The sequence below is a fragment of the Streptomyces sp. NPDC031111 genome (genome assembly GCF_055570675.1).
The window spans coordinates 1-20,854 of record NZ_JBVIGS010000027.1 but is presented as its reverse complement, the minus strand read 5'-3'; the positions used below and the strand labels follow the sequence as shown (position 1 = coordinate 20,854).

The window sequence follows — 20,854 nt, the reverse complement described above, 5'->3', positions numbered from 1 at the left end:
GAACCCGCCGTCGGGGCACTCCCACCTCGCCCTCCACGCACCCCTGCGCACGACCGTTTCCCCCGCAGCGACGGACAGGTGTGTCATGATCACAACAAGAACCGGGAGTGGTCCCGTCCCCCGATCGGCGCTCCCCACCCGCACCCGAGCCCTCTTCCTCGTCCTGGTCTCCCTGCTCGCCACCGTCCCGGCCATCGGCCTGGTCGTGACGGCGGGCGCCGAGGCGGAGGCCCACGGCACGCCCATGAAACCCGGCAGCCGCACCTTCCTTTGCTGGCAGGACGCGTTGACCGACACCGGCGAGATCAAGCCGGTCAACCCGGCGTGCAGGGCCGCCGCACAGGTCAGTGGAACCACACCCTTCTACAACTGGTTCTCCGTCCTGCGCTCCGACGGCGACGGCCGCACCCGCGGCTTCGTGCCGGACGGGGAGCTGTGCAGCGGCGGCAACACCAACTTCACCGGCTTCAACACCCCCAGCGCCGACTGGCCGCTCACCCATCTGACCTCGGGCGCGACCGTCGACTTCTCCTACAACGCCTGGGCCGCGCACCCGGGCTGGTTCCACGTGTACATCACCAAGGACGGCTTCGACCCGACGCGGACGCTCACCTGGTCCGACCTGGAGGAGCAGCCCTTCCTCACCGTCGACCACCCGCCGCTCAACGGCTCCCCGGGCACCGTCGAGGCCGACTACCGCTGGAGCGGGCAGCTTCCGGAGGGCAAGTCCGGACGCCACGTCATCTACATGGTCTGGCAGCGCTCGGACAGCAAGGAGACCTTCTACTCGTGCTCCGACGTCGTCTTCGACGGCGGCAACGGCGAGGTGACCGGCGTCAAGGACCCCGGTGACGGGACCGACCCCGACCCGGTCCCCGGCGAGTGCACCGCCACCCGCCGCACCACGGGCAACTGGAGCGGCGGCCACCAGTCCGAGGTGACCGTCACCAACAGCGGCGACGTGCCGATGCTCGGCTGGATGGTCGACTGGACCCTCCCGGACGGCCAGCGGGTCGACAGTCTGTGGAGCGGCGACGCCACGTACGACGGCCAGGACGTGATGGTCCACAACGCCGGCTGGAACGGCTCCCTCGATCCGGGGGAGAGCACGACGTTCGGCTATGTGGTCTCCGGTGCGGGCGGTGACAGTACGACGGCCCTGCCCTGCCGGGTCGGCTGAACCGCCCCGTGGGCGGCACCGATGGCGTGTCCGGTGGCCATCGGCGCCGCCCACGCACCGTTCAGGTGTCCAACAGCGCGGCGAGCCACTCCAGTTGGCGTCGTACATGCACCGCGTCCCCGCCCTCGTGCCCGTTGAAGGGATAGGCGTGGAGCACCTTGGCAGGGTCCCCGGCGGTCCGTTCCGCGTACCGGTTGAACGCCGCGTACGCCCCGCTCGGCGGGCAGACCGTGTCGCGCAGCCCGACCCCGAAGTGGGCCGGTGCGTGGGCGCGACGGGCGAAGGACACGCCCTCGACGTAGGAGAGGGTGCGGTAGGCGGCCCCCTCGGCGCCGCGGTGCACCGAGAGGTAGGCGGTGATCTCGCCGTACGGGGGCACGTCGGTGAGGTCCAGCGCGCGGTGGATGCCGCACAGCAGCGGGGCGGTGACCAGGACCGCCGCCAGGTCCGGCACGAGGCCCGCCACCGCCAGCGCGAGACCGCCGCCCTGACTGTTGCCCACGGCGGCGACACGGGAGGCGTCCACCCCCGGCAGCGCGCGTACGGCGGCCACCGCGCGCACCGCGTCGGTGATCAGCCGGCGGTAGTGGTAGTCCCTCGGGTCGAGCAGGCCCCGGACGGCGGGGCCGGGGCCGCCCGGCGCCAGGGCGTGCGGATCGGGGGTGTCGCCGCCGCAGCCGTACTGGTCGCCCTGGCCCCGGTTGTCCATCAGCAGATGCGCGTACCCGGCGTTCACCCACGTCAGCCGTTCGTGCGGCAGCCCGCGTCCGCGTCCGTAGCCCGCGAACTCCACGACCGCGGGCAAGGGTTCGGCCACTCCCGCGGGCAGGCTGAACCAGGCGCGCACCGGATCGCCGGCGAAGCCGCGGAACGTCACGTCCCAGGTCTCGGTCAGCCGCAGCCCGTTCTCCACCGGCCGCACGGAGACCAGCGGATCGCCCTCGGCCGACGCCTCCTTCAACGTGCGCTCCCAGAAGGCGTCGAAGTCGGCGGGCTCCTCGATGTCCGGGCGGTGGCGCTCCAGTTCAGCCGGGGGCAGGTCGAACGCGGGCACGGGGCACCTCGCAGAGTCGAAGTGGAGTCGAATGGGCAGCACGGCCGATCGTTGCGAGCACGCACCGGAAAGTTCCGGGGACGTTAACAGATCCGGGCCCGCTTCCACAGCCGTCCGTACGGGTTGGCTCATCGCCGCGACCTGTCAAATTTCGGCTGTGCGGCACCCATTGACAGCGCTTACTGGTGCTCATAGGTTGCCGCGAAGTTACCGGTAGGGGCTCGAAACTTTCGGTTCCGCGCCCTACGCACGGGAGGCCCCCGAGTCATGACCACCCCCACCAGGTCGGCCCCGCCGCCCGGTACTCAGGACCCGCCGCCGACGAAGCCGGCGCCCCGGCGCACCCGTTCGCCCGCCCGCATCGGCTGGCGACGCGCACTGCGCAAGGACTGGCAGTTGTACTCGCTGGCGGTGCTGCCGCTGCTGTTCTTCCTGGTGTTCCGCTATCTGCCGATGATCGGCAATGTGATCGCGTTCCGCCGGTTCGAGCCGGGCGGTTCGATCCTCGGCGAATACTGGGTGGGGCTGCGCTACGTCGAGATGTTCCTGTCCGACCCGACCTTCTGGCAGGTGTTCAGGAACACCCTGTGGATGGGCGGACTCACCCTCGTCTTCTGCTTCCCCATCCCGATCGTGCTGGCCCTGCTGCTGAACGAGGTGCGCCGGAAGTCGCTGAAGCGGTTCGTGCAGTCGGTGTCGTACCTGCCGCACTTCCTGTCGATCGTGATCGTCGCGGGCATCACGCTCCAGATGCTCGCCACGGACGGCCCGATCAACCACGTCCTCGGCTGGTTCGGACACGATCCGATCCGGTTCATCCAGGAACCCGACTGGTTCCGCACCATCTACGTCGGCTCGGAGATCTGGCAGACCGCCGGCTGGGGCACGATCCTCTACCTCGCCGCGCTCACCACCATCGACGAGGACCTGTACGAGGCCGCCCGCATCGACGGCGCCAACCGCTGGCAGCAGATCTGGCACGTCACCCTGCCCGGCATCCGCCCCACCATGATCACGCTGCTGATCCTCAACATCGGCACGTTCATGGCCGTCGGTTTCGAGAAGGTCCTGTTGCTCTACAACCCGCTGACATATCCGACCGCCGACGTGATCTCCACCTATCTCTACCGGACCGGTGTGGAGTCCAACAGCTTCAGCTACGCCGCCGCGATCGGCCTGTTCGAGGCGATCATCGGCCTGGTCCTGATCACCTCGGCCAACCAGCTGTCGCGCCGCACGGTGGGGACGAGCCTGTGGTGAGTGTCAACCGGCCGTCCCGCGGCTACCGCGTCTTCCAGGGCGTCAACGGCGTGATCCTCACACTGGTCGTGCTGGTGACGCTGTACCCCTTCGTCAACATCATCGCCCGTTCCTTCAGCGGGGAACGGCAGATCCGGGCCGGCGAGGTGACGCTGTGGCCCAAGGGCTTCAACCTCACCACGTACGAGATCGTCTTCTCCGACTCGATGTTCTGGCGCAACTACGGCAACACCGTCTTCTACACGGTGGTCTCCACCGCCGTCGCCATGGTGCTGACCACCTGCTACGCCTACGTCCTGTCGAAGAAGAACCTCAAGGGACGCGGTGCCCTCGTCGGGATCGCCGTCTTCACCATGTTCTTCACCGGCGGTCTGATCCCCAACTACGTCCTGATCACCAGCCTCGGACTGAAGAACAGCGTGTGGGCGATCGCCCTGCCGAACGCGATCAGCGTCTTCAACCTGCTGGTGATGAAGGCCTTCTTCGAGAGCCTGCCGACGGAACTGGAGGAGGCCGCGCAGATCGACGGGCTCAGCACCTACGGCATCCTGCTGCGGATCGTGCTGCCGCTGTCCAAGGCCGTCGTCGCGACCATGGTCCTCTTCTACGCGGTGTCCTTCTGGAACTCCTGGTTCTCGGCCTTCCTCTATATGGACCGCACCGAACTGATGCCGGTCACGGTGTATCTGCGCAACCTCCTCGCGGGCGCCACCGGAGGCACCGGCGCGGGAGCGTCGACCGAGCAGCTCACCCAGGTCAGCGCCAATATCCAGGCCGTCACGATCGTGCTCACCTCGCTGCCGATCCTCTGCCTCTACCCGTTCGTGCAGCGCTACTTCGTGTCGGGCGTGATGCTCGGCGCCGTCAAGGGCTGACCACCGCACCACCCCTCCCCTCAACTCGCGAACGCACCAAGGGAGTCCCCCGTGAAGAACACCGGACAGCTGTCGCGGCGCCAACTCCTCGGCGCCGCCGGATTCATCGGCCTCGCCGCCCTCACCGGCTGCGGCAGCGGCGGTGACGGCGGCGACGGCGCCAAGGACCTGTCGAAGAAGCGCAACGGCGCCATGAAGAACTACCGCGCCGGCGAGCAGTTCAAGGCCACCGAGCCGCTGTCCTTCTCCCTCCTGCACAACAACAACCCCGTCTACCCGCTGAAGGGCGACTGGCTGTTCTGGAAGGAGCTCACCCGGCGCACCGGCATCACCCTCAAGGCCACCCCGGTCCCGCTGAGCGACTACGAGAAGAAGCGCAGCCTGCTCATCGGCGCCGGCGACGCGCCCCTCCTCATCCCCAAGACCTACCCGGGCCAGGAGACCGCGTTCGTCTCCTCGGGCGCGATCCTCCCGGTCAGCGAGTACGTGGACCTGATGCCCAACTTCCAGGACAAGGTCAAGAGATGGAACCTCCAGCCGGAGGTCGACTCACTGCGCCAGTCCGACGGCAACTACTACCTGCTGCCCGGACTGCACGAGAAGGTCAAGCAGGGCTACTCGCTGTCCTTCCGCACCGACATCCTCGACAAGCACGGCCTGAGCCTGCCCACCACCTGGGACGAGGTGTACACGACCCTCAAGGCGCTCAAGGCGGAGTACCCCGACCTCTACCCGTTCACCGACCGCTGGAGCACCAACACCCCCTTCCCCGCCGGTGCCCTGTTCCAGTACCTCGGCCAGGCGCACGGCGTACGGGCCGGCTGGTCCTATCTCAACACCAGCTGGGACGCCAAGGCGCAGAAGTTCTCCTTCACCGGAGCCACGGACGCCTTCCGCCAGGTCGTCGAGTATCTGCACAAGCTGGTCGCCGAGAAGCTGATGGACCCCGAGAGCTTCACCCAGACCGATGACGAGGCGGTCAAGAAGCTGCTGGCGGAGAAGTCCTTCGCGATCAGCGCCAACCCGCAGGAGCTGGTGCAGAACTACCGCTACAACCTCGAGAAGCAGGTCAAGGGCGCCACCATCGAGATGATCCCGGTGCCGATCGGCCCCGCGGGACCGGTGGTCCTCGGCGGTGCCCGCCTGGAGAACGGCATGATGATCTCCAGCAAGGCCTTGGAGAGCGACGACTTCGTCGCCCTGATGCAGTTCGTGGACTGGCTCTGGTACTCCGACGCCGGCCAGGAGTTCTGCAAGTGGGGCGTGGAGAACACCACCTTCACCCGCTCCGGCCCCGGGCAGTACGAACTCAAGTCCGGCATCACCCTCATGGGCTCCGACCCGGACGCCCCGAAGGACCTCCAGAAGGACTTCGGCTTCTTCAACGGCGTGTTCACCTACGGCGGCAGCTGGGCCCTGGTCTCGTCCTCCTTCAGCCCCGACGAGAAGAAGTTCACGGACGCCATGGCGTCCCGTGAGCCGCTGCCCACCGACCCGCCGCACCCGCTGCGCGCCGAGGAGCAGGAGCAGGCCACCCTCTGGGACACCCCGCTGAAGGACCACGTCACCCAGAACGCGCTCCAGTTCGTCCTCGGCAAGCGCCCGCTCTCCGAGTGGGACGACTACGTCAACGAACTGAAGGCCAAGAACATGGACCGGTTCATCGACCTGCACAACCAGGCGTACGAGCGGTTCAAGAAGGAGAACGCGTGATCCGCGTCCCCACGGAGTCGAACGGCCGGCTGTCCGACGCCTGGCGGACCTGCGTCGGCACCGGCCGCCTCGACCTCGCCCTGCGCCGCGACTACCAGGACTCCCTCGCCCACCTCCAGCGCGACATCGGCTTCCGGTATCTGCGCGGCCACGGCCTGCTCAGCGACGGCATGGGCATCCACCGCCCCTACGAGTGGCAGGGCACCCGCCGCACCCACCACTCGTTCACCTACCTCGACCAGGTGCTCGACGCCTGCCTCGGCCTCGGCATCCGCCCCTTCCTCGAACTGGGCTTCATGCCGAGCGCCCTGGCCTCGGGCGAGGAGACGGTGTTCTGGTGGCGGGGCAACATCACCCCGCCCGCCGACGAGAAGGAGTGGACGGCCCTGGTGCGCGCCGTCCTCACCCACCTCATCGACCGCTACGGCGCCGACGAGGTGCGCACCTGGCCCGTCGAGGTGTGGAACGAACCCAATCTGACCGCCTTCTGGCGGAACGCCGACGAAGCGGCCTACCACCGGCTGTACGAGGTGACCGCGCACACCGTGAAGGAGGTGGACGACCGGTTGCGGGTCGGCGGCCCGGCGATCTCCCCCGGCGCGGACGAGTGGCTGGTCCCGTTCGCCGAGTTCACCGACCGCCACGGCGTACCCGTCGACTTCGTCTCCCGGCACGCCTACACCTCCGGACCGGCCGAGCACGTCCCCTTCGGCGTCCACCAGACCCTGGCCCCGGCGACCGACCTGCTGGACCAGTTCGCCGCTCCCCGCCGCGTCCTCAAGGACACCCGGCTGGCCGGACTGCCCGTCCACATCACCGAGTTCAACTCCTCCTACCGGCCCGACAACCCGATCCACGACACCGCCTTCCACGCCGCCTACCTGGCCCCGGTCGTGGCGGCCGGCGGCGACCACGCCGACTCCTTCTCCTACTGGACGTTCAGCGACGTCTTCGAGGAGACCGGCATCCCGACCGCGCTGTTCCACGGCGGCTTCGGCCTGCTCACCCACCGCGGGCTGCGCAAGCCGACCTACCACCTGTACGCCTTCATGGCGCGCATGGGGGAGGAGCGACTGGCCCGCGGCGACGACCACTTGGTGACCCGGCACGCCGATGGCCGGGTCACCGTCCTCGCCTGGGCGCCCGTCGACCCCACGGGGGAGACGCCCGGCCCGGACCGGCACACCCTGCGCCTGTCCCTGCCGGTCGGCACCGCCCCGCGCGGCGAGGCGTTCGTCCGGCGCTCCTCCGTCGACGAGGAGCGCGGCAACGCGTACACCGCCTGGCGGCACATGGGCAGCCCCCGCTCACCGAAGGCCGGGCAGCTCGACGTCCTGCGCGAGGCGTCCGAGCCCGCCCGCGCCCACCACCGGCTGCCCGTCGAGGAGGGCCGCGTCGAGCTCGATCTGACCCTGGCCCGCCACGAGATCACCCTCGTCGAGCTGACCCCGGTCGACGACGAGACCCCGGAGTGGTGGGACGAGCGGCGGCTGCTCGGCCGGGAGGTGCCGTGAGCACCGCACGGGCCGACGCGTTCGGCACCGGGACGCTGTCCCGGGCCGCCGCGCTGATCCACACGCTCCTCACCGTCGAGGCCCTGCTGCTGCTCACCGCGGCGCCGGGCCTCGCCGGCCTCTTCCTGCTCGCCCCCGACCCCGCCAACCTGCCCCTCGCCGCGCTCTGCCTGCTGCCCCTGGGCCCGGCGACATCAGCCGCCCTCTACGCCCTGCACCACCGCAGCCGCGACCTCACCGAACTCCACCCGGCCCGCGCCTTCCTGCGCGGCTGGCGGCTGGGCGCCGTGCCCACGCTGAAACTGTGGGCGCCGCTGCTCGGCTGGCTCACGGTGATCGCCTTCACCCTCACCCACTTCTCCGCCACCGGACTCCCCGGCTGGTGGGCGCTGCTCCTCGCGCTGATCGGCACGGGCTCCCTCCTGTGGGGCGCGCACGCCCTGATCCTCACCACCCTGTTCACCTTCCGCGCCCGCGACACCGCCCGCCTCGCCGCCTACTTCCTGCTCCGGCACCCGCGCGCCACCCTCGGCGCCCTCTCGCTGCTGGTCCTCACCGCCGCCGGGACCGCCCTGCTGACCGAGGCCCTGCCCGCCCTGCTCGCCGCCCCCCTGCTGCTGTCCCTGCTGCACAGCGGCCGCCCGGTGATCGCCGAGACCCAGGAGGAGTTCACCGCATGACCCCGCCCCGCACCCCGAAGATCCCCTACGGCGGCGACTACAACCCCGAGCAGTGGCCGGAGGAGGTGTGGGACGAGGACCACCGCCTGTTCACCGCGGCCGGCATCGACACCCTCACCGTCGGGGTCTTCTCCTGGTCCCTCACCCAACCCGCCGAGGACACCTACGACTTCACCGTCCTGGACCGGATCGTCGACCGGGCGGCGGCCGAGGGCCGCCGGGTCTGCCTCGCCACCGGCACCGCGGCCCTCCCGCCCTGGATGGCCAAACGGTACCCCGAGGTCAACCGCACCGACTTCGAGGGCCGCCGGCACCGCTACGGCCAGCGCCACAACTTCTGCCCCAGCTCACCGGCGTACCGTCGGCTCTCCACCGCCCTGGCCGGCCGCCTCGCCGAACGGTACGCCGGCCATCCCGCCGTCCTCGCCTGGCACATCAACAACGAGTACGGCGGCGTCTGCTACTGCGACCTTTGCGCCGACGCCTTCCGCGCCTGGCTGCGCGACCGGCACGGCACCCTCGACGCCCTCAACGACGCCTGGTGGACCACCTTCTGGTCGCACCGCTACACCGACTGGGACCAGATCGAGCCGCCCAGCGCGCTCACCGAGCACTGGCGCGGACCCGACCACACCGCCTTCCAGGGCATCACCCTGGACTACCACCGCTTCACCACCGACGCCCTGCTCGGCTGCTTCCTCGCCGAGAAGGAGGTGATCCGCGCCCACGACCCGGACACACCCGTCACCACCAACTTCATGGGCATGTTTCGCCCCCTCGACTACCACCGCTGGGCGCCCCACCTCGACTTCGCCTCCTGGGACAGCTATCCGCCCCTGGACGCCCCGCCCACCGTCGCCGCCCTAGCCCACGACCTGATGCGCGGCCTCAAGGACGGCGCCCCCTTCTGGCTGATGGAGCAGACCCCGTCCACGACCGCGTGCCGTGACGTCAACCCGCTGCGCCGCCCCGGCGAACTGCGCCTGGCCACCTTCCAGGCCGTCGCCCACGGCGCGGACGCCACCCTGTACTTCCAGCTGCGCGCCTCACGCGGCGCCTGCGAGAAGTACCACGGCGCGGTCATCGGCCACGCGGGCCGCGACGACACCCGGGTCTTCCAGGAGGTCGCCGCACTGGGGGAGGAGCTGACGGTCCTGGGCGACGCGAGCCTGGGCGCCCGCACCCCCGCCCGCACCGCCCTCCTCTTCGACTGGGACAGCTGGTGGGCCCTGGAGATGTCCGACGGCCCCTCCCGGCTCGTCCGCTACCAGGAAGTGGTCCACGCCTACTACCGGGCCGCCCGCGAGGCCGGCGCCGACGTGGACGTCGTTCCGGTCACCGCCGACCTCACCCCGTACGACGTGGTCCTCGCCCCCGCGCTGCACATGATCAAGGACGACCTCGCGGCCCGCCTGGAGGCCCTCGCCGCGCGCGGCGGCACCGTGCTGGCCACGTTCCTCTCCGGCCGGGTCGACGAGCACGACCGGGCCTTCCCCACCGACGTGCCCGGCCCGCTCGCCCCGCTGATGGGCATCCGGATCGACGAGTGGGACGCACGCCAGGAGGAGGTCGTGAACCCCGTCCACCTGGGCGACTTCACCGCCGACGCGCGCCTGGTCTTCGAGATCGTACGACCGCGCGGCGCCGAACCCGTCGGCACGTACGGCGCCGACTTCTACGCCGGCACCCCCGCCGTCACCCGCAACCGCTTCGGCGAGGGCGAGGCGTGGTACGTCGCCACGGCCCTCGACCGGCCCGGCGTCGACCACGTGGTCCGCCGCGTCCTCCACCGGCACGGCCTCGTCGGCCCCTACGCCGACCACACCGCCGTCGAGACCGCGACCCGCGTCGCCCCCGACGGCACCCGCCTGCTCTTCCTCCTCAACCACGCCACCGAACCGGCCCACCTGACCGCCCACACCACCGCCACGGACCTGCTCACGGGCAAACACACCGAACAGAACGAACCGTTCACCCTCGACCCGCTCGGTGTGGCGGTGCTCCGGATTCCTCCGCCCGGCGCAGCCGCCGATACCGGTCGAACGCCTCACGCGCGTCCGGAACGAACCCCCGCCGCCGCACCAGGGATTCGAGTTCCCGAGCGGTGACCCAGCCGTGCCAGGCGACTTCCTCGGCATTAGGCCGGACGGGCGTCGTGAGGACGACCTCGTGCAGCCCCATCCAATAGGGGCTGATCACCCCCGCGCACAGGAACTTGAGCACGAAGCGCGGGGCGGCACGCACCCCCGCCTCCTCCGCCAGCTCCCGGGCCGCGGCCTCGGCGTACGACTCGCCGGCGTCGACCGCGCCGCCCAGCATCCAGTTGTACTGGCCCGGGAAGCGGGAGTCGTCGTCCGGCCGGCGGTGGACGAGGAACCGCCCGTCCCCGTCCCGGCACACGATCGTGGCGATGCGGTGGAGCCAGCCCCGGCGGATCGCCTCGGCCCGGTCGACGACTCCCAGCACCCGGTCCTGCTCGTCGACGCGGTCGACCCGTTCACCCATGGGACACACGATGCCGGAGGTCAGTGGATCGTCCGCCCCCGCTGGTCCGGCACCCCGGACTTGCGGAGGAAGTAGCTGTTGACCTGGTCGCGCCACTCGCGGGCGCTGCGGAGCTGCTCCTCGTAGCGCTCCGCCACCCGGGCGTGGCGCGCCGGGTCCACCAGGTCCGCGAGGCCCGCCCACACCCGGCGGGCCTCCTCCACCTCCGCCACGCCCTCGAAGTGCGTGTCGTAGATGTGCTGGATCACCGTCTTCCCGCTGTGCAGCACATGCCCGTACGGCACATGGTGGAAGAACAGCAGCAACTCGTCGGGGCAGGTGTCCGGCGACTCGTACACCTCGGCCCACGGCTTGGCGTACTGACCGGCGTACCCGGTGCCGGTGGCCGTACTGCGGTCGACGCCGATGCCATCCCGGTCGGCGAAGTGGTAGGTGCCCCACGGGCTGTACTCGTAGCCGTCGACGCTCGGCCCGTAGTGGTGCCCCGGCTGCACCATGAAGCCCACCCCGAGCGGGGCGGTGTACTTCTCGTACGTCGGCCAGGAACCGTCGAGCACCGCGTGCAGGCCCTCGACCAGCCGTTCCTCCGCCCCCGGATGGGTCAGCGCGATCCACTCGCCGAGGACCGCACGCGGGTCCGCCGCCGGGTCCCAGGCCAGCCGGCCGAAGGCGTAGAGGTTGGCCTGGGCGAGCGGATGCCCGGTCCAGAACGGGTCGTCGCCGGCGTTCGACACGGCCACGAGCCCGTCCGCGAGCCGTCCGGCACTCACCTCGCCGTCCGGCCGGAACCGCAGCGCCTCGCTCCACATCGGGCCCAGCCAGCACACGTGCCGCTGCTGCCCGGTGTACTCCTGGGTGACCTGGAGTTCCACCGCGAGCCGGGTCCGGGGCATCGCGCCGATCAGCGGGGACACCGGCTCGCGCACCTGGAAGTCCATCGGCCCGTGCTTGACCTGGAGCACCGCGTTCGCGGCGAACTCCCCGTCCAGCGGGGTGAAGTGGTCGTACGCGGCCCGCGCCCGGTCGGTGCTCCGGTCGCGCCAGTCCTGGTGGTGGTCGTAGACGAAGGCCCGCCAGTGCACCGTGCCGCCGTACGGCTCCAGCGCGGCGGCCAGCATGTTCGCCCCGTCGGCGTGCGAGCGGCCGTAGGCGAACGGGCCGGGCCGGCCCTCCGAGTCGGCCTTGACGACATACCCGCCGAAGTCGCCGATCGCCTCGTACACCGCGCGCGTGGCCCGCGCCCACCAGTCACGCACCGTCCCGTCCAGCGGGTCGGCGGTGGGCAGTCCGCCCAACACCATCGGCGCGGCGAACGTCACCGACAGATGGGTGCGGATGCCGTAGGGGCGCAACGCGTCGGCGATCGCGGCGACTTCACCGATCCGGTCGGTGAGCAGCCGCGCCTCGGTCCCGTGCACATTGACGTTGTTGACGGCGACGGCGTTGATCCCGCACGCGGCCAGCAGCCGACCGTACGCCCGCACCCGCTCCAGGTCGCCGCGCGCCCGGCCGTCGGACCAGAACAACGAGCCGCCCGAGTAACCGCGTTCGACCTGGCCCATCACGGGGTGCACCGCCACGTTGTCCCAGTGGTCCAGCATGCGCGAGGCGAACGCCGGGCGGTGCTCCTCGCGGGCCCGCTCACCGCGGAAGGCGTCCTCACCGAGCCGGACGACGTGGAACAGCCCGTACAGCAGCCCGCGTTCGCCGGACGCGGTGACGGTCGTGGTCCCGTCGCGGCGCGCCAGCGCGAACCCCTCGTCGCCGAGCCCTTCGGCGTCGGTCAGTTCGAGGACCAGTTCGGCGTCCTCACCCCCGTCGCGTACCACCCGGCCGCCGAACCGCTCGCAGGCGTCGGCCAGTTCGCCGTGCACCGTGTCCGTCAGCAGCCCGTCGGCGGCCCGTATCAGCGAACGCCGGCTGCCGACCGCCCGGAACGCTGCCGGCGGCAGCCAGGCCGCGTCGAAGTCCCCCGAGTACGTCATCCGTGCTCTCCCCTTGCCAAGGACACGCCGCCCGGAGAGCACCGGGGGCCACCCTCATTCTGGTGCACCAGTGACCCGAGAGGTACCTGTTGGCCTGCGGAAGTCCATGGAAAAGGCGGGCCCGGACCAGGTCCGGACCCGCCATGTGAGCAGCGGTCAGCTCAGCAGTTCCACCTCCGTCAGCGCGGCCTCACCGGTCAGCACCAGCCGGTAGTGGCCGTAGGACGCCGGCCGGTCGACCGAGAAGGCCCGCGTCTGCCGGTCCCAGCGGAAGGACTCGCCCGTCCGCTCGTCCAGGTCCGTCCACGTCGTGCCGTCGGCCGAACCCTGGAGCACCCAGCCGGTGGGCGCCTTCGCGGCGTCCGAGGACGTCAGCGTGTACTGCACCGCCTTCGTCGCGCCGGTGACGGGCAGCTCCACCGTGGAGACCGTGGCGCCGGTCGCCGACGTGTTGTCGAACAGGGCGCCCTCGCCCTTCAGGGCGTCCTTGCGCGGGGCGGGCACCTCGTCGTCCTGGGTGATCGACACCGGCGCCGCGTCCTTGCCGGTGCCCCACGACGACGGACGCGGGCCCATGTCGAACTCCAGGACCCCGCCCCGGGCGATCACCGAGTGCGGCAGCGCGGTGGAGTTCCAGCGCTTGCCGTTGACCTTCAGACCCTGCACGTAGACGTTCTTCGCGCTGTTCCTCGGCGCCTTGACGACCAGCTCGCGGCCGTTCTCCAGGTGCACGGTCACCTTCTTGAACAGCGGGGAGCCGATGGCGTACTCGCCGCTGCCCATCACCAGCGGGTAGAAGCCCAGCGAGGAGAACAGGTACCAGGCCGACTGCTCGCCGTTGTCCTCGTCGCCGTGGTAGCCCTGCCCGATCTCGCTGCCGGTGTACAGACGGGACAGCACCTCGCGCACGTTCTTCTGCGTCTTCCAGGGCTGCCCGGCCGCGTCGTACATGTACAGGGCGTGGTGGGCGACCTGGTTGGAGTGGCCGTACATGCCCATCCGGACGTCCCGCGCCTCGATCATCTCGTGGATGACGCCGCCGTAGGAGCCCTTGAGGTCCGGGGAGGCCGTCTCGGGGGTGGACAGGTACTCGTCGAGCTTGTCCCCGAGGCCCGCGCGACCGCCGTACAGGTTGGCCAGACCGCGGCTGTCCTGGGCGGCGGTGAAGGCGTAGCCCCAGCCGTTGGTCTCGGTGTAGTCGTGGCCCCACACACGCGGGTCGTACTTCGAGGACTCCACCCGCCAGTCGCCCTTGGCGTTCTTCCCCTGGAAGAACCCGGCCTCGGAGTCGAAGAGGTTGACGTAGTCCCGGGCGCGGTCGAGGAAGTACGCCGACTCCTCCTGGTAGCGCTTCTCGCCGGTCTTCTTGTGGAGCGCCTCGCCCATCTTCGCGATGCCGTAGTCGTTGAGGAAGCCCTCCAGCGCCCACGACAGGCCCTCGTGCGTCTCCGTGCTCGTGTAGCCGAGGAAGGGCGAGGTGGCCATGCCCTTGCGGCCCACACCGGACGACGGGGGCACGACGGTGGCGTTCTTCACCGCCGCGTCGTACGCCGCCTCCGCGTCGAAGTCGACGCCCTTGACGTACGCGTCCGCGAACGCGACGTCGGAGGAGGTGCCGGTCATCAGGTCGGCGTAGCCGGGGGAGGACCAGCGGGAGGTCCAGCCGCCGTCCTTGTAGTGCTGCACGAACCCGTCGACCAGCTCACCGGCCTTGGACGGGGTCAGGAAGGAGTACGCCGGCCAGGTGGTCCGGTAGGTGTCCCAGAAGCCGTTGTTGACGTACACCTTGCCCTCGACGATCTTCGCGCCGGTGTGCGTCGGGGTGTCCGGCTGCGGCATCTTCGAGAACGGGGAGGCGTACTTGTACGTTCCGTCGACCTTCTCGAAGCCCGAGTTCGGGTACAGGTACAGCCGGTAGAGGCTGGAGTAGAGGGTGGTCAGCTGGTCCGGTGTGGCGCCCTCGACCTCGACCTTGCCGAGGATGCGGTCCCACTGGCGCTGGGCGCTCTTCTTGACCGCCTCGAAGCCGCGGCCCTCGGGGATCTCCTGGCGCAGGTTGTCCTTTGCCTGGTCGACGCTGATCAGGGAGGTGGCGAGGCGGAGCGTGACCCGGCGGTCGTCGCCCGCGTCGAAGCGCAGATGGCCCTTGACGCCGTTGGCGGCGCCGTCCGTGACCTTCTTGTCGAACTCGCCGTACACGAACATCCGGGTCGCGCCCGTGGACAGCCCGGACTTGACGTCCGAGTAGCCGCTGAAGGTGCCGTTCTCCTTGTCGAGGGTCAGCCCGGCCTGGTCGTTGACGTTGTCGAACAGCACGCTCGCGTCGTCACCGGGGAAGGTGAAGCGCATCATCGCGGCGTGGTCCGTCGGCGCCATCTCGGCCTTCACGCCGTTCTCGAACCGCACCCCGTAGTAGTACGGGCGCGCGGTCTCGTTCTCGTGCCGGAAGGCCAGCTCGCGGGCCTCCCGACCGGTGTCCGGGGTGCCGGAGGCGGCCGAGGGCATCACCTGGAAGGTCTGCCGGTCACCCATCCAGGGGCTCGGCTCGTGGCTCGCGCTGAACGCCTGGATGGTGGTCAGGTTGTCGTCGTTGTTGCCGCTCGCGTAGTCGTACAGCCAGCTCGTCGAGCCGGCGTTGGTGACCGGGGTCCAGAAGTTGAAACCGTGCGGCACGGCCGTCGCGGGGAAGTTGTTGCCGCGCGAGAAGCTGCCGCTGGAGTTGGTGCCCCGGGTCGTCAGCGCGTAGTCCGACAGATGGGCCTTCGGCCGCTCGGGCGCCACGCGCTTCAGCGCCACGTCGTCCAGCCAGCCGCGGAACTTCGCCGGGCCCTTGGGGGAGTCGTACGCCACCAGGATCCGGTCGACGGTCTTGCCGGCGGCCACCGAGCCGATCGCCGACCGCACGCTGTTCCACTGGTTGACGTACAGCACCTTGGAGTCGCCCTGGCCGCGCGGCGTCAGCGGGAAGCCGTGCTGGTCCGTCGCCCCGAGGCCGCTCAGAGACGTGCCGTCGGTGAAGACCAGGTCGACGGAGACGTTCGTGGCGTCGTAGTCGAGGTCCCGGTCGGCCATCGACGGGAAGATCTTGTACGACAGCTCCGTGCGCGGCTCGACCTTCACGTCGACGTCGAAGACCTTGTTGTACGAGTACGCCCGGCCCTCGGCGGTGTGCCGGCCCGCGTAGCGCAGGGCCCGCTTGCCGGTGAAGCCGGCGTCCGCCTTCGCGGTCGGCGAGCCGGCCGGGCCGCGGTCGACGAGGGAGAGCATGTCCTCCGGTATGGGGTCGGCGATGCCGGTGGACAGCTGGATGTCGGCGAGCTGGAGGGCGTCCGACGCGCCGTTGTTCTTGGTGAACTCGATCCGCCAGTGCCGGTACTCGGCCGCCTCGGCGAGGTCGTACGTCTTCGTCTGGAACCGTTCGGCGAAGGACTCCCCGGAGCGGGTGTCCAGCGTCCGCCAGTCCTCGCCGTCCGTCGAGCCCTTCAGGGTCCAGTCCACGGGGTCGCGTTCGTCGTGGTCGTTGGCGGAGGTGAGCGCGTACTTGACGATCTTCGCCGGCTCGTCCAGGTCGAACTCGATCCAGCCGGTCGGCGCGAAGGTCAGCCACTTGGTGCTCGACTCGCCGTCGAAGAGGTTGCCCTTCACCTCCTTGGCGCCGGTGTTCTCGCCGCTGGCGCGGACGTCCGTGACATGGTCGGTGACATTGCCCGGGATGCCGGAACTGAACCCGCCGTCCACCCCCGAGGCGCGCTTCTCGCCGCCCCGGGTGGTGTCGACGGTGTTCAGCCAGTCCGGGGCGGGCTCCCCGGACTCGAACGACGAGGCGAACTCACGGTCCGCCTTCGGCGGCGCCTGGGGCAGCGCCACCGCGACGCCCTGTGAGCCCGCGGCCAAAGCGAAGGCGGTCGCCGCGACGACCGCCGATCCCCATCTGTGCCGAACCCTGCTTTGCATGCGTGAGCACCCTCCCTGCGCCGGACAACGTTGTCAATAAATGCGCAAGGTCTAGTAGTGGGTCAAGTGGCCCGTGGTGTCAAGAGAGTTGAATGCGGCATTCCAGTCCAACGGCAATGATTCTTCCGCCGGGGAACGCGTCGGAGGCCGATATTTCCGCGAGGTCTCAACTCGGAAAAGACCAGAGGTGAACCTTGCATTCGATCTTGCTCCGTCGGCGTGAAGTGGACTATACCTGTCGGCACTCCGGGGCATCTTCACCGCACCCGACCAGTACCAGCCGCACTTCCTGCACGACCCAGCTTGACCCGAACGCGGTGCCGGGGAGGATCCGGTTCACCGCCTGAGTCCTGGAGAAGGCGAGGACTTGAGCATGGGATCCACCACCGGCGTAGGCCATCGCGATCTGATCAGGCGGAGCGCGACCGCCGCTCCGGCCCCGGCGACTGTTGTGCCGGCATCGCTCAGCTGATCATCGGCGCCGCACCGCGGCTCCGAGACGACGGCGACAACGCCCCCCGTGCGGCCGGCGCAGAACCGGTCCGGCCACGGCGGGCGCACACGCAGCACACCCGTACAGATCCAATCGATCAGTGAGGATGCAGAGATGACCATTCGTGCCGGCTCTCTTGACAGGCGGACGCTCCTGCGCGGGGCCATCGCCACCGCGGCGATGGGCTCGTTCGCGGTCGCGTGCAGTTCTCCCTCCAGCAAGGACAACGACGGCGGCGGCGGCCCGAAGGGCGAGAAGAGCGCCAACAACCCGTTCGGTGTCGCCGCGAACTCCACGGTCGAAGCGGCCATCTTCGACGGCGGCTACGGCACCGACTACGTCGACTACACCAACCAGGTGCTGGGCAGCCAGGTCAAGGGCCTCAAGGTCCAGGTCAAGCCGGTCGTCGACATCGCCCCCGAGCTCCAGCCCCGCTTCGTCGGCGGCAACCCGCCGGACCTCATCGACAACTCCGGTGAGGACCAGATCGGCTTCCTCGGCATCCTCGACCAGTTGGAGGAGCTCGACGACCTGTTCGAGGCCAACACCTACGAGGGCAAGAAGATCGCCGACATCGTCTACCCCGGCGTCAAGGCCCCCGGCACGTTCAAGGACAAGTTCGTCGCGCTCAACTACGTGATGACCGTGTACGGCGTCTGGTACTCGAAGACGCTCTTCGAGGAGAACGGCTGGACCCCGCCGAAGACCTGGGACGAGGCGCTCGACCTCGGCCAGGAGGCGAAGAAGAAGGGCAAGTACCTCTTCGTCCACGGCAAGGAGGCGGCGACCTACTACCGCACGCTCCTGATCGACTCGGCGATCAAGGAGGGCGGCGACGAGGTCCGGCTCGGCCTGGAGAACCTGGAGAAGGGCTGCTGGTCGCACCCGGCCATCCAGGGCGTCATCAAGGTCATGGAGACCATGGTCAAGCAGAAGATGTTCGTCCCCGGCGGCTCCGGCACCCAGTTCCAGAAGGCGCAGGCGATCTGGAGCAACGACCAGAAGGCGCTGCTCTACCCGTCCGGTGGCTGGATCGAGAACGAGATGAAGAAGGCCACCAAGGCCGACTTCCAGATGACCGGATTCCCGTCGATGACGCTCACCGACAAGCCGGCGCTGCCCTACGAGTCGCTCCGCGCCGCCGCCGGCGAGCCGTTCATCGTGCCCAAGCAGGGCAAGAACCCGGCCGGCGGCAAGGAAGTGCTGCGGGCGATGCTGTCGGAGAAGGCGGCCGCCAACTTCTCCAGGACGAAGCTGGCCCCGACGATCGTCAAGGGCACCGTGCCCGCCGACGGTTACGGATCGACGGCCCTCGTCTCGCAGACGACGATGCTGGAGGCCGCGGGCACCAACATCTTCAACTACATGTTCGTCGAGACCTACGGGATGAACACCGACCAGCTGGTGCCGTGGAACTCGTTCCTCGCCGGTGACCTCGACGGCAAGGGGCTGACCTCGGCCCTGCAGAAGATCTCCGACAAGGTCCGGGAGGACGACTCCGTCGACAAGGTCAAGGTCAGCTAGCACCGCGATGAAGGACACGATCCCCACTGCCGAAACCGCGAGCCGCCGGCCCGAGCCGGCCGCTCGCGGCGGGCGGCCACGGCGCCGCAAGCTCACGTTCGACCGGGTGACGTTCTTCCTCGCGTTCCTCGGTGTCCCGCTGGCCATCTTCGTGATCTTCGTCCTGATCCCGTTCGGCCAGGCGATCTTCTGGGCGATGACCGACTGGCGTGGCTTCAGCCCGGACTACAACTTCGTCGGCTTCGACAACTTCACGAAGATGTTCCAGGACGACATCTTCCTGAAGGCGTTGCGCAACGTCGCACTCCTCGCGGCCTTCGTGCCGCTGGTGACGCTGACGCTCGCCCTCGGGGTCGCCGTGGCCATCACCCTGGGCGGCCCCAGCAAGGGCCCGGTCCGAGGGATCCGGGGAGCGTCGTTCTACCGGATCATCTCGTTCTTCCCCTACGTCGTGCCGGCGATCATCGTCGGTCTGATCTGGGCGCAGATGTACGACCCGAACGCCGGCCTGCTCAACGGCGTCCTCACCGGCCTCGGCCTCGACCAGTTCGACACGTTCGCGTGGCTGGGCGAGAAGACGACCGCGATGCCGGCCGTGATGTTCGTCATCATCTGGGGGCTCGTCGGGTTCTACGCGGTGCTCTTCATCGCCGCGATCAAGGGCGTTCCCGCCGAGCTGTACGAGGCGGCGAGGATCGATGGGGCCGGCCGGTTCCGCACCACGATCTCGATCACCCTGCCGGCGATCCGGGACAGTGTGCAGACGGCGTACATCTACCTGGGCATCGCCGCCCTCGACGCGTTCGTCTACGTCCAGGCGATGGTGCCGAACGGCGGCCCGGACAACTCGACCCTGACGATCAGCCAGCGTCTGTTCAACGTCGCTTTCGCCAAGCAGCAGTTCGGCTACGCCACCGCGATGGGCGTCGTCCTCGCCGTCGTCACCCTGGTGTTCGCGGCGCTGGTGTTCCTCGTCAACCGCCTCACGGGCGGTGGCGAGGGCGAGAGCAAGAGGAAAGCACCTGGGTCCAGGGCTCGGCGTGCCGCAGTCAAGGGAGGTGCCCGGTGAGCGCCATAGCCGCCGACCGGAAGCCGGCCAGTGACCGGAAACCGGCGAGCGACCGGAAGCTGACGCGCGTCGCCGTGAGCAGCGACCGCAGATTCGCGGCGATCTCGCACGCCCTGCTGATCCTGTGGTCCGTGATCGTGATCGTGCCCATGCTGTGGGTGCTGATGTCGTCGTTCAAATCGACCGGCGAGATCCTTTCGTCGCCGTTCGCGCTGCCGGATCACTGGCGGATCGAGAACTACGCGAATGCGTGGACCGACGCGAACATCGGGAAGTACTTCCTGAATTCCGTGATCGTCGTGGTCTCGGCACTGTTCCTGGTGATGCTGCTCGGCGCGATGTGCGCCTACATTCTCGCCCGGTTCGAGTTCCCAGGCCGCCGGCTGATCTACTACGTGATGCTCGCCGGCCTGACTTTCCCGGTCTTCCTGGCGATCGTTCCGCTCTTCTTCCAGTTGCAGAACTTCGGGCTGCTGAACACGCGTGCCGGACTGATTCTCACCTATGTCGCGTTCGCGCTGCCGTTCACGATGTTCTTCCTCTATTCGTTCTTCCGGTCGCTGCCGCACGACGTGTACGAGGCCGCGCTGATCGACGGTGCCGGGGACTGGCGGGCGTTCTTCCAGGTGATGCTGCCGATGGCCAGTCCGGGCATGGCGGCGGTGGCGATCTTCAACTTCCTGGGCCTGTGGAACCAGTTCCTGCTGCCGGTGGCGCTCAACACCGACCAGGACAAGTGGGTCCTCACCCAGGGCATGGCCGCCTACGCGTCCTCGCAGGTCTACGACATCGACTACGGCGCGCTGTTCGCGGCGATCGTGGTCACGGTGGTGCCCGTACTGATCGTGTACTGCGTCTTCCAGCGGCGGATCGCCGGTTCGGTGTCGCAGGGTACCTTCCGCTGACGCCCACCGCCGCTCCACCCGTCGTACGCAGGGGTCCGGGGGGGGGGGGGGGGGGGGCCCGGGGCGGGACCCCCTTGTGTACCGTCCCATTATCTTGCGTGGGCACAGCCTCGAACACACTCTCTTTCCTGGGTTGCCGTCAC

13 protein-coding genes and 1 pseudogene are annotated in these 20,854 nt (G+C 69.4%); 10 read left to right on the top strand and 4 right to left on the bottom strand.

All coding sequences use genetic code 11. The annotated features are described in order from the left end of the window. Nucleotides 1–85: 85 nt before the first annotated feature. Nucleotides 86–1,180 carry a lytic polysaccharide monooxygenase gene (locus ACZ470_RS36150; RefSeq protein WP_468434182.1) on the top strand — a complete coding sequence of 365 codons (1,095 nt, stop codon included), beginning with the start codon at nt 86–88 and terminating at the stop codon, nt 1,178–1,180. A gap of 61 nt (nt 1,181–1,241) precedes the next feature. Here the strand turns inward: ACZ470_RS36150 and ACZ470_RS36145 are convergent, their stop codons facing one another. Beyond that, nucleotides 1,242–2,234: an acetylxylan esterase gene (locus tag ACZ470_RS36145; protein ID WP_468434181.1), complete on the bottom strand. Its 993-nt coding sequence runs from the start codon at nt 2,232–2,234 to the stop codon at nt 1,242–1,244. Nucleotides 2,235–2,501: 267 nt separating this feature from the next. Here ACZ470_RS36145 and ACZ470_RS36140 point away from each other — a divergent pair, with 267 nt between their 5' ends. The 6 genes from ACZ470_RS36140 to ACZ470_RS36115 are packed head-to-tail and all read left to right on the top strand — an operon-like array spanning nt 2,502 to nt 10,384. After that, nucleotides 2,502–3,494 carry an ABC transporter permease gene (locus tag ACZ470_RS36140; protein ID WP_468434180.1) on the top strand — a complete coding sequence of 331 codons (993 nt, stop codon included), beginning with the start codon at nt 2,502–2,504 and terminating at the stop codon, nt 3,492–3,494. Next, a complete protein-coding gene (locus ACZ470_RS36135; protein ID WP_468434179.1) occupies nt 3,488–4,369 on the top strand; it encodes a carbohydrate ABC transporter permease in 882 nt (293 codons plus the stop codon). Before ACZ470_RS36140 ends, ACZ470_RS36135 begins: the two co-directional genes overlap by 7 nt. A gap of 51 nt (nt 4,370–4,420) precedes the next feature. After that, nucleotides 4,421–6,082, top strand: coding sequence for an ABC transporter substrate-binding protein (locus tag ACZ470_RS36130; RefSeq protein WP_468434178.1), 1,662 nt, complete (start codon nt 4,421–4,423; stop codon nt 6,080–6,082). Then, nucleotides 6,079–7,596, top strand: coding sequence for a GH39 family glycosyl hydrolase (locus ACZ470_RS36125; protein ID WP_468434177.1), 1,518 nt, complete (start codon nt 6,079–6,081; stop codon nt 7,594–7,596). Before ACZ470_RS36130 ends, ACZ470_RS36125 begins: the two co-directional genes overlap by 4 nt. Further along, nucleotides 7,593–8,276, top strand: a complete 684-nt coding sequence (locus ACZ470_RS36120; RefSeq protein WP_468434176.1) for a hypothetical protein — start codon at nt 7,593–7,595, stop codon at nt 8,274–8,276. Before ACZ470_RS36125 ends, ACZ470_RS36120 begins: the two co-directional genes overlap by 4 nt. Beyond that, entirely contained in the window at nt 8,273–10,384 is a 2,112-nt protein-coding gene (locus ACZ470_RS36115; RefSeq protein WP_468434175.1) for a beta-galactosidase, read from the top strand. Before ACZ470_RS36120 ends, ACZ470_RS36115 begins: the two co-directional genes overlap by 4 nt. On the opposite strand, the pseudogene ACZ470_RS36110 reads toward ACZ470_RS36115, so the two are convergent. The 3 genes and pseudogenes from ACZ470_RS36110 to ACZ470_RS36100 all read right to left on the bottom strand — a co-directional run. After that, nucleotides 10,299–10,781 (bottom strand): annotated as a pseudogene (locus tag ACZ470_RS36110) (NUDIX hydrolase); the annotation flags it as partial. The gene ACZ470_RS36115 and the pseudogene ACZ470_RS36110 sit on opposite strands and share 86 nt — an antisense overlap. 20 nt (nt 10,782–10,801) lie before the next feature. Then, nucleotides 10,802–12,766 (bottom strand): alpha-glucuronidase, encoded by a 1,965-nt coding sequence (locus tag ACZ470_RS36105; protein ID WP_468434174.1) that lies wholly within the window; start codon nt 12,764–12,766, stop codon nt 10,802–10,804. Nucleotides 12,767–12,922: 156 nt separating this feature from the next. Beyond that, nucleotides 12,923–16,720 (bottom strand): GH92 family glycosyl hydrolase, encoded by a 3,798-nt coding sequence (locus ACZ470_RS36100; RefSeq protein ID WP_468434173.1) that lies wholly within the window; start codon nt 16,718–16,720, stop codon nt 12,923–12,925. Between the two features lie 673 nt (nt 16,721–17,393). On the opposite strand from ACZ470_RS36100, the gene ngcE reads away from it, so the two are divergent. Genes ngcE through ACZ470_RS36085 form a run of 3 tightly spaced genes read left to right on the top strand, consistent with a single transcriptional unit; the run spans nt 17,394 to nt 20,711 of the window. Beyond that, nucleotides 17,394–18,737 (top strand): N-acetylglucosamine/diacetylchitobiose ABC transporter substrate-binding protein, encoded by a 1,344-nt coding sequence (gene ngcE, locus ACZ470_RS36095; protein WP_468434228.1) that lies wholly within the window; start codon nt 17,394–17,396, stop codon nt 18,735–18,737. Between the two features lie 7 nt (nt 18,738–18,744). Then, entirely contained in the window at nt 18,745–19,806 is a 1,062-nt protein-coding gene (locus ACZ470_RS36090; protein ID WP_468434172.1) for a carbohydrate ABC transporter permease, read from the top strand. Next, nucleotides 19,803–20,711 (top strand): carbohydrate ABC transporter permease, encoded by a 909-nt coding sequence (locus ACZ470_RS36085; protein ID WP_468434171.1) that lies wholly within the window; start codon nt 19,803–19,805, stop codon nt 20,709–20,711. Before ACZ470_RS36090 ends, ACZ470_RS36085 begins: the two co-directional genes overlap by 4 nt. The last annotated feature ends 143 nt before the right edge of the window (nt 20,712–20,854 follow it).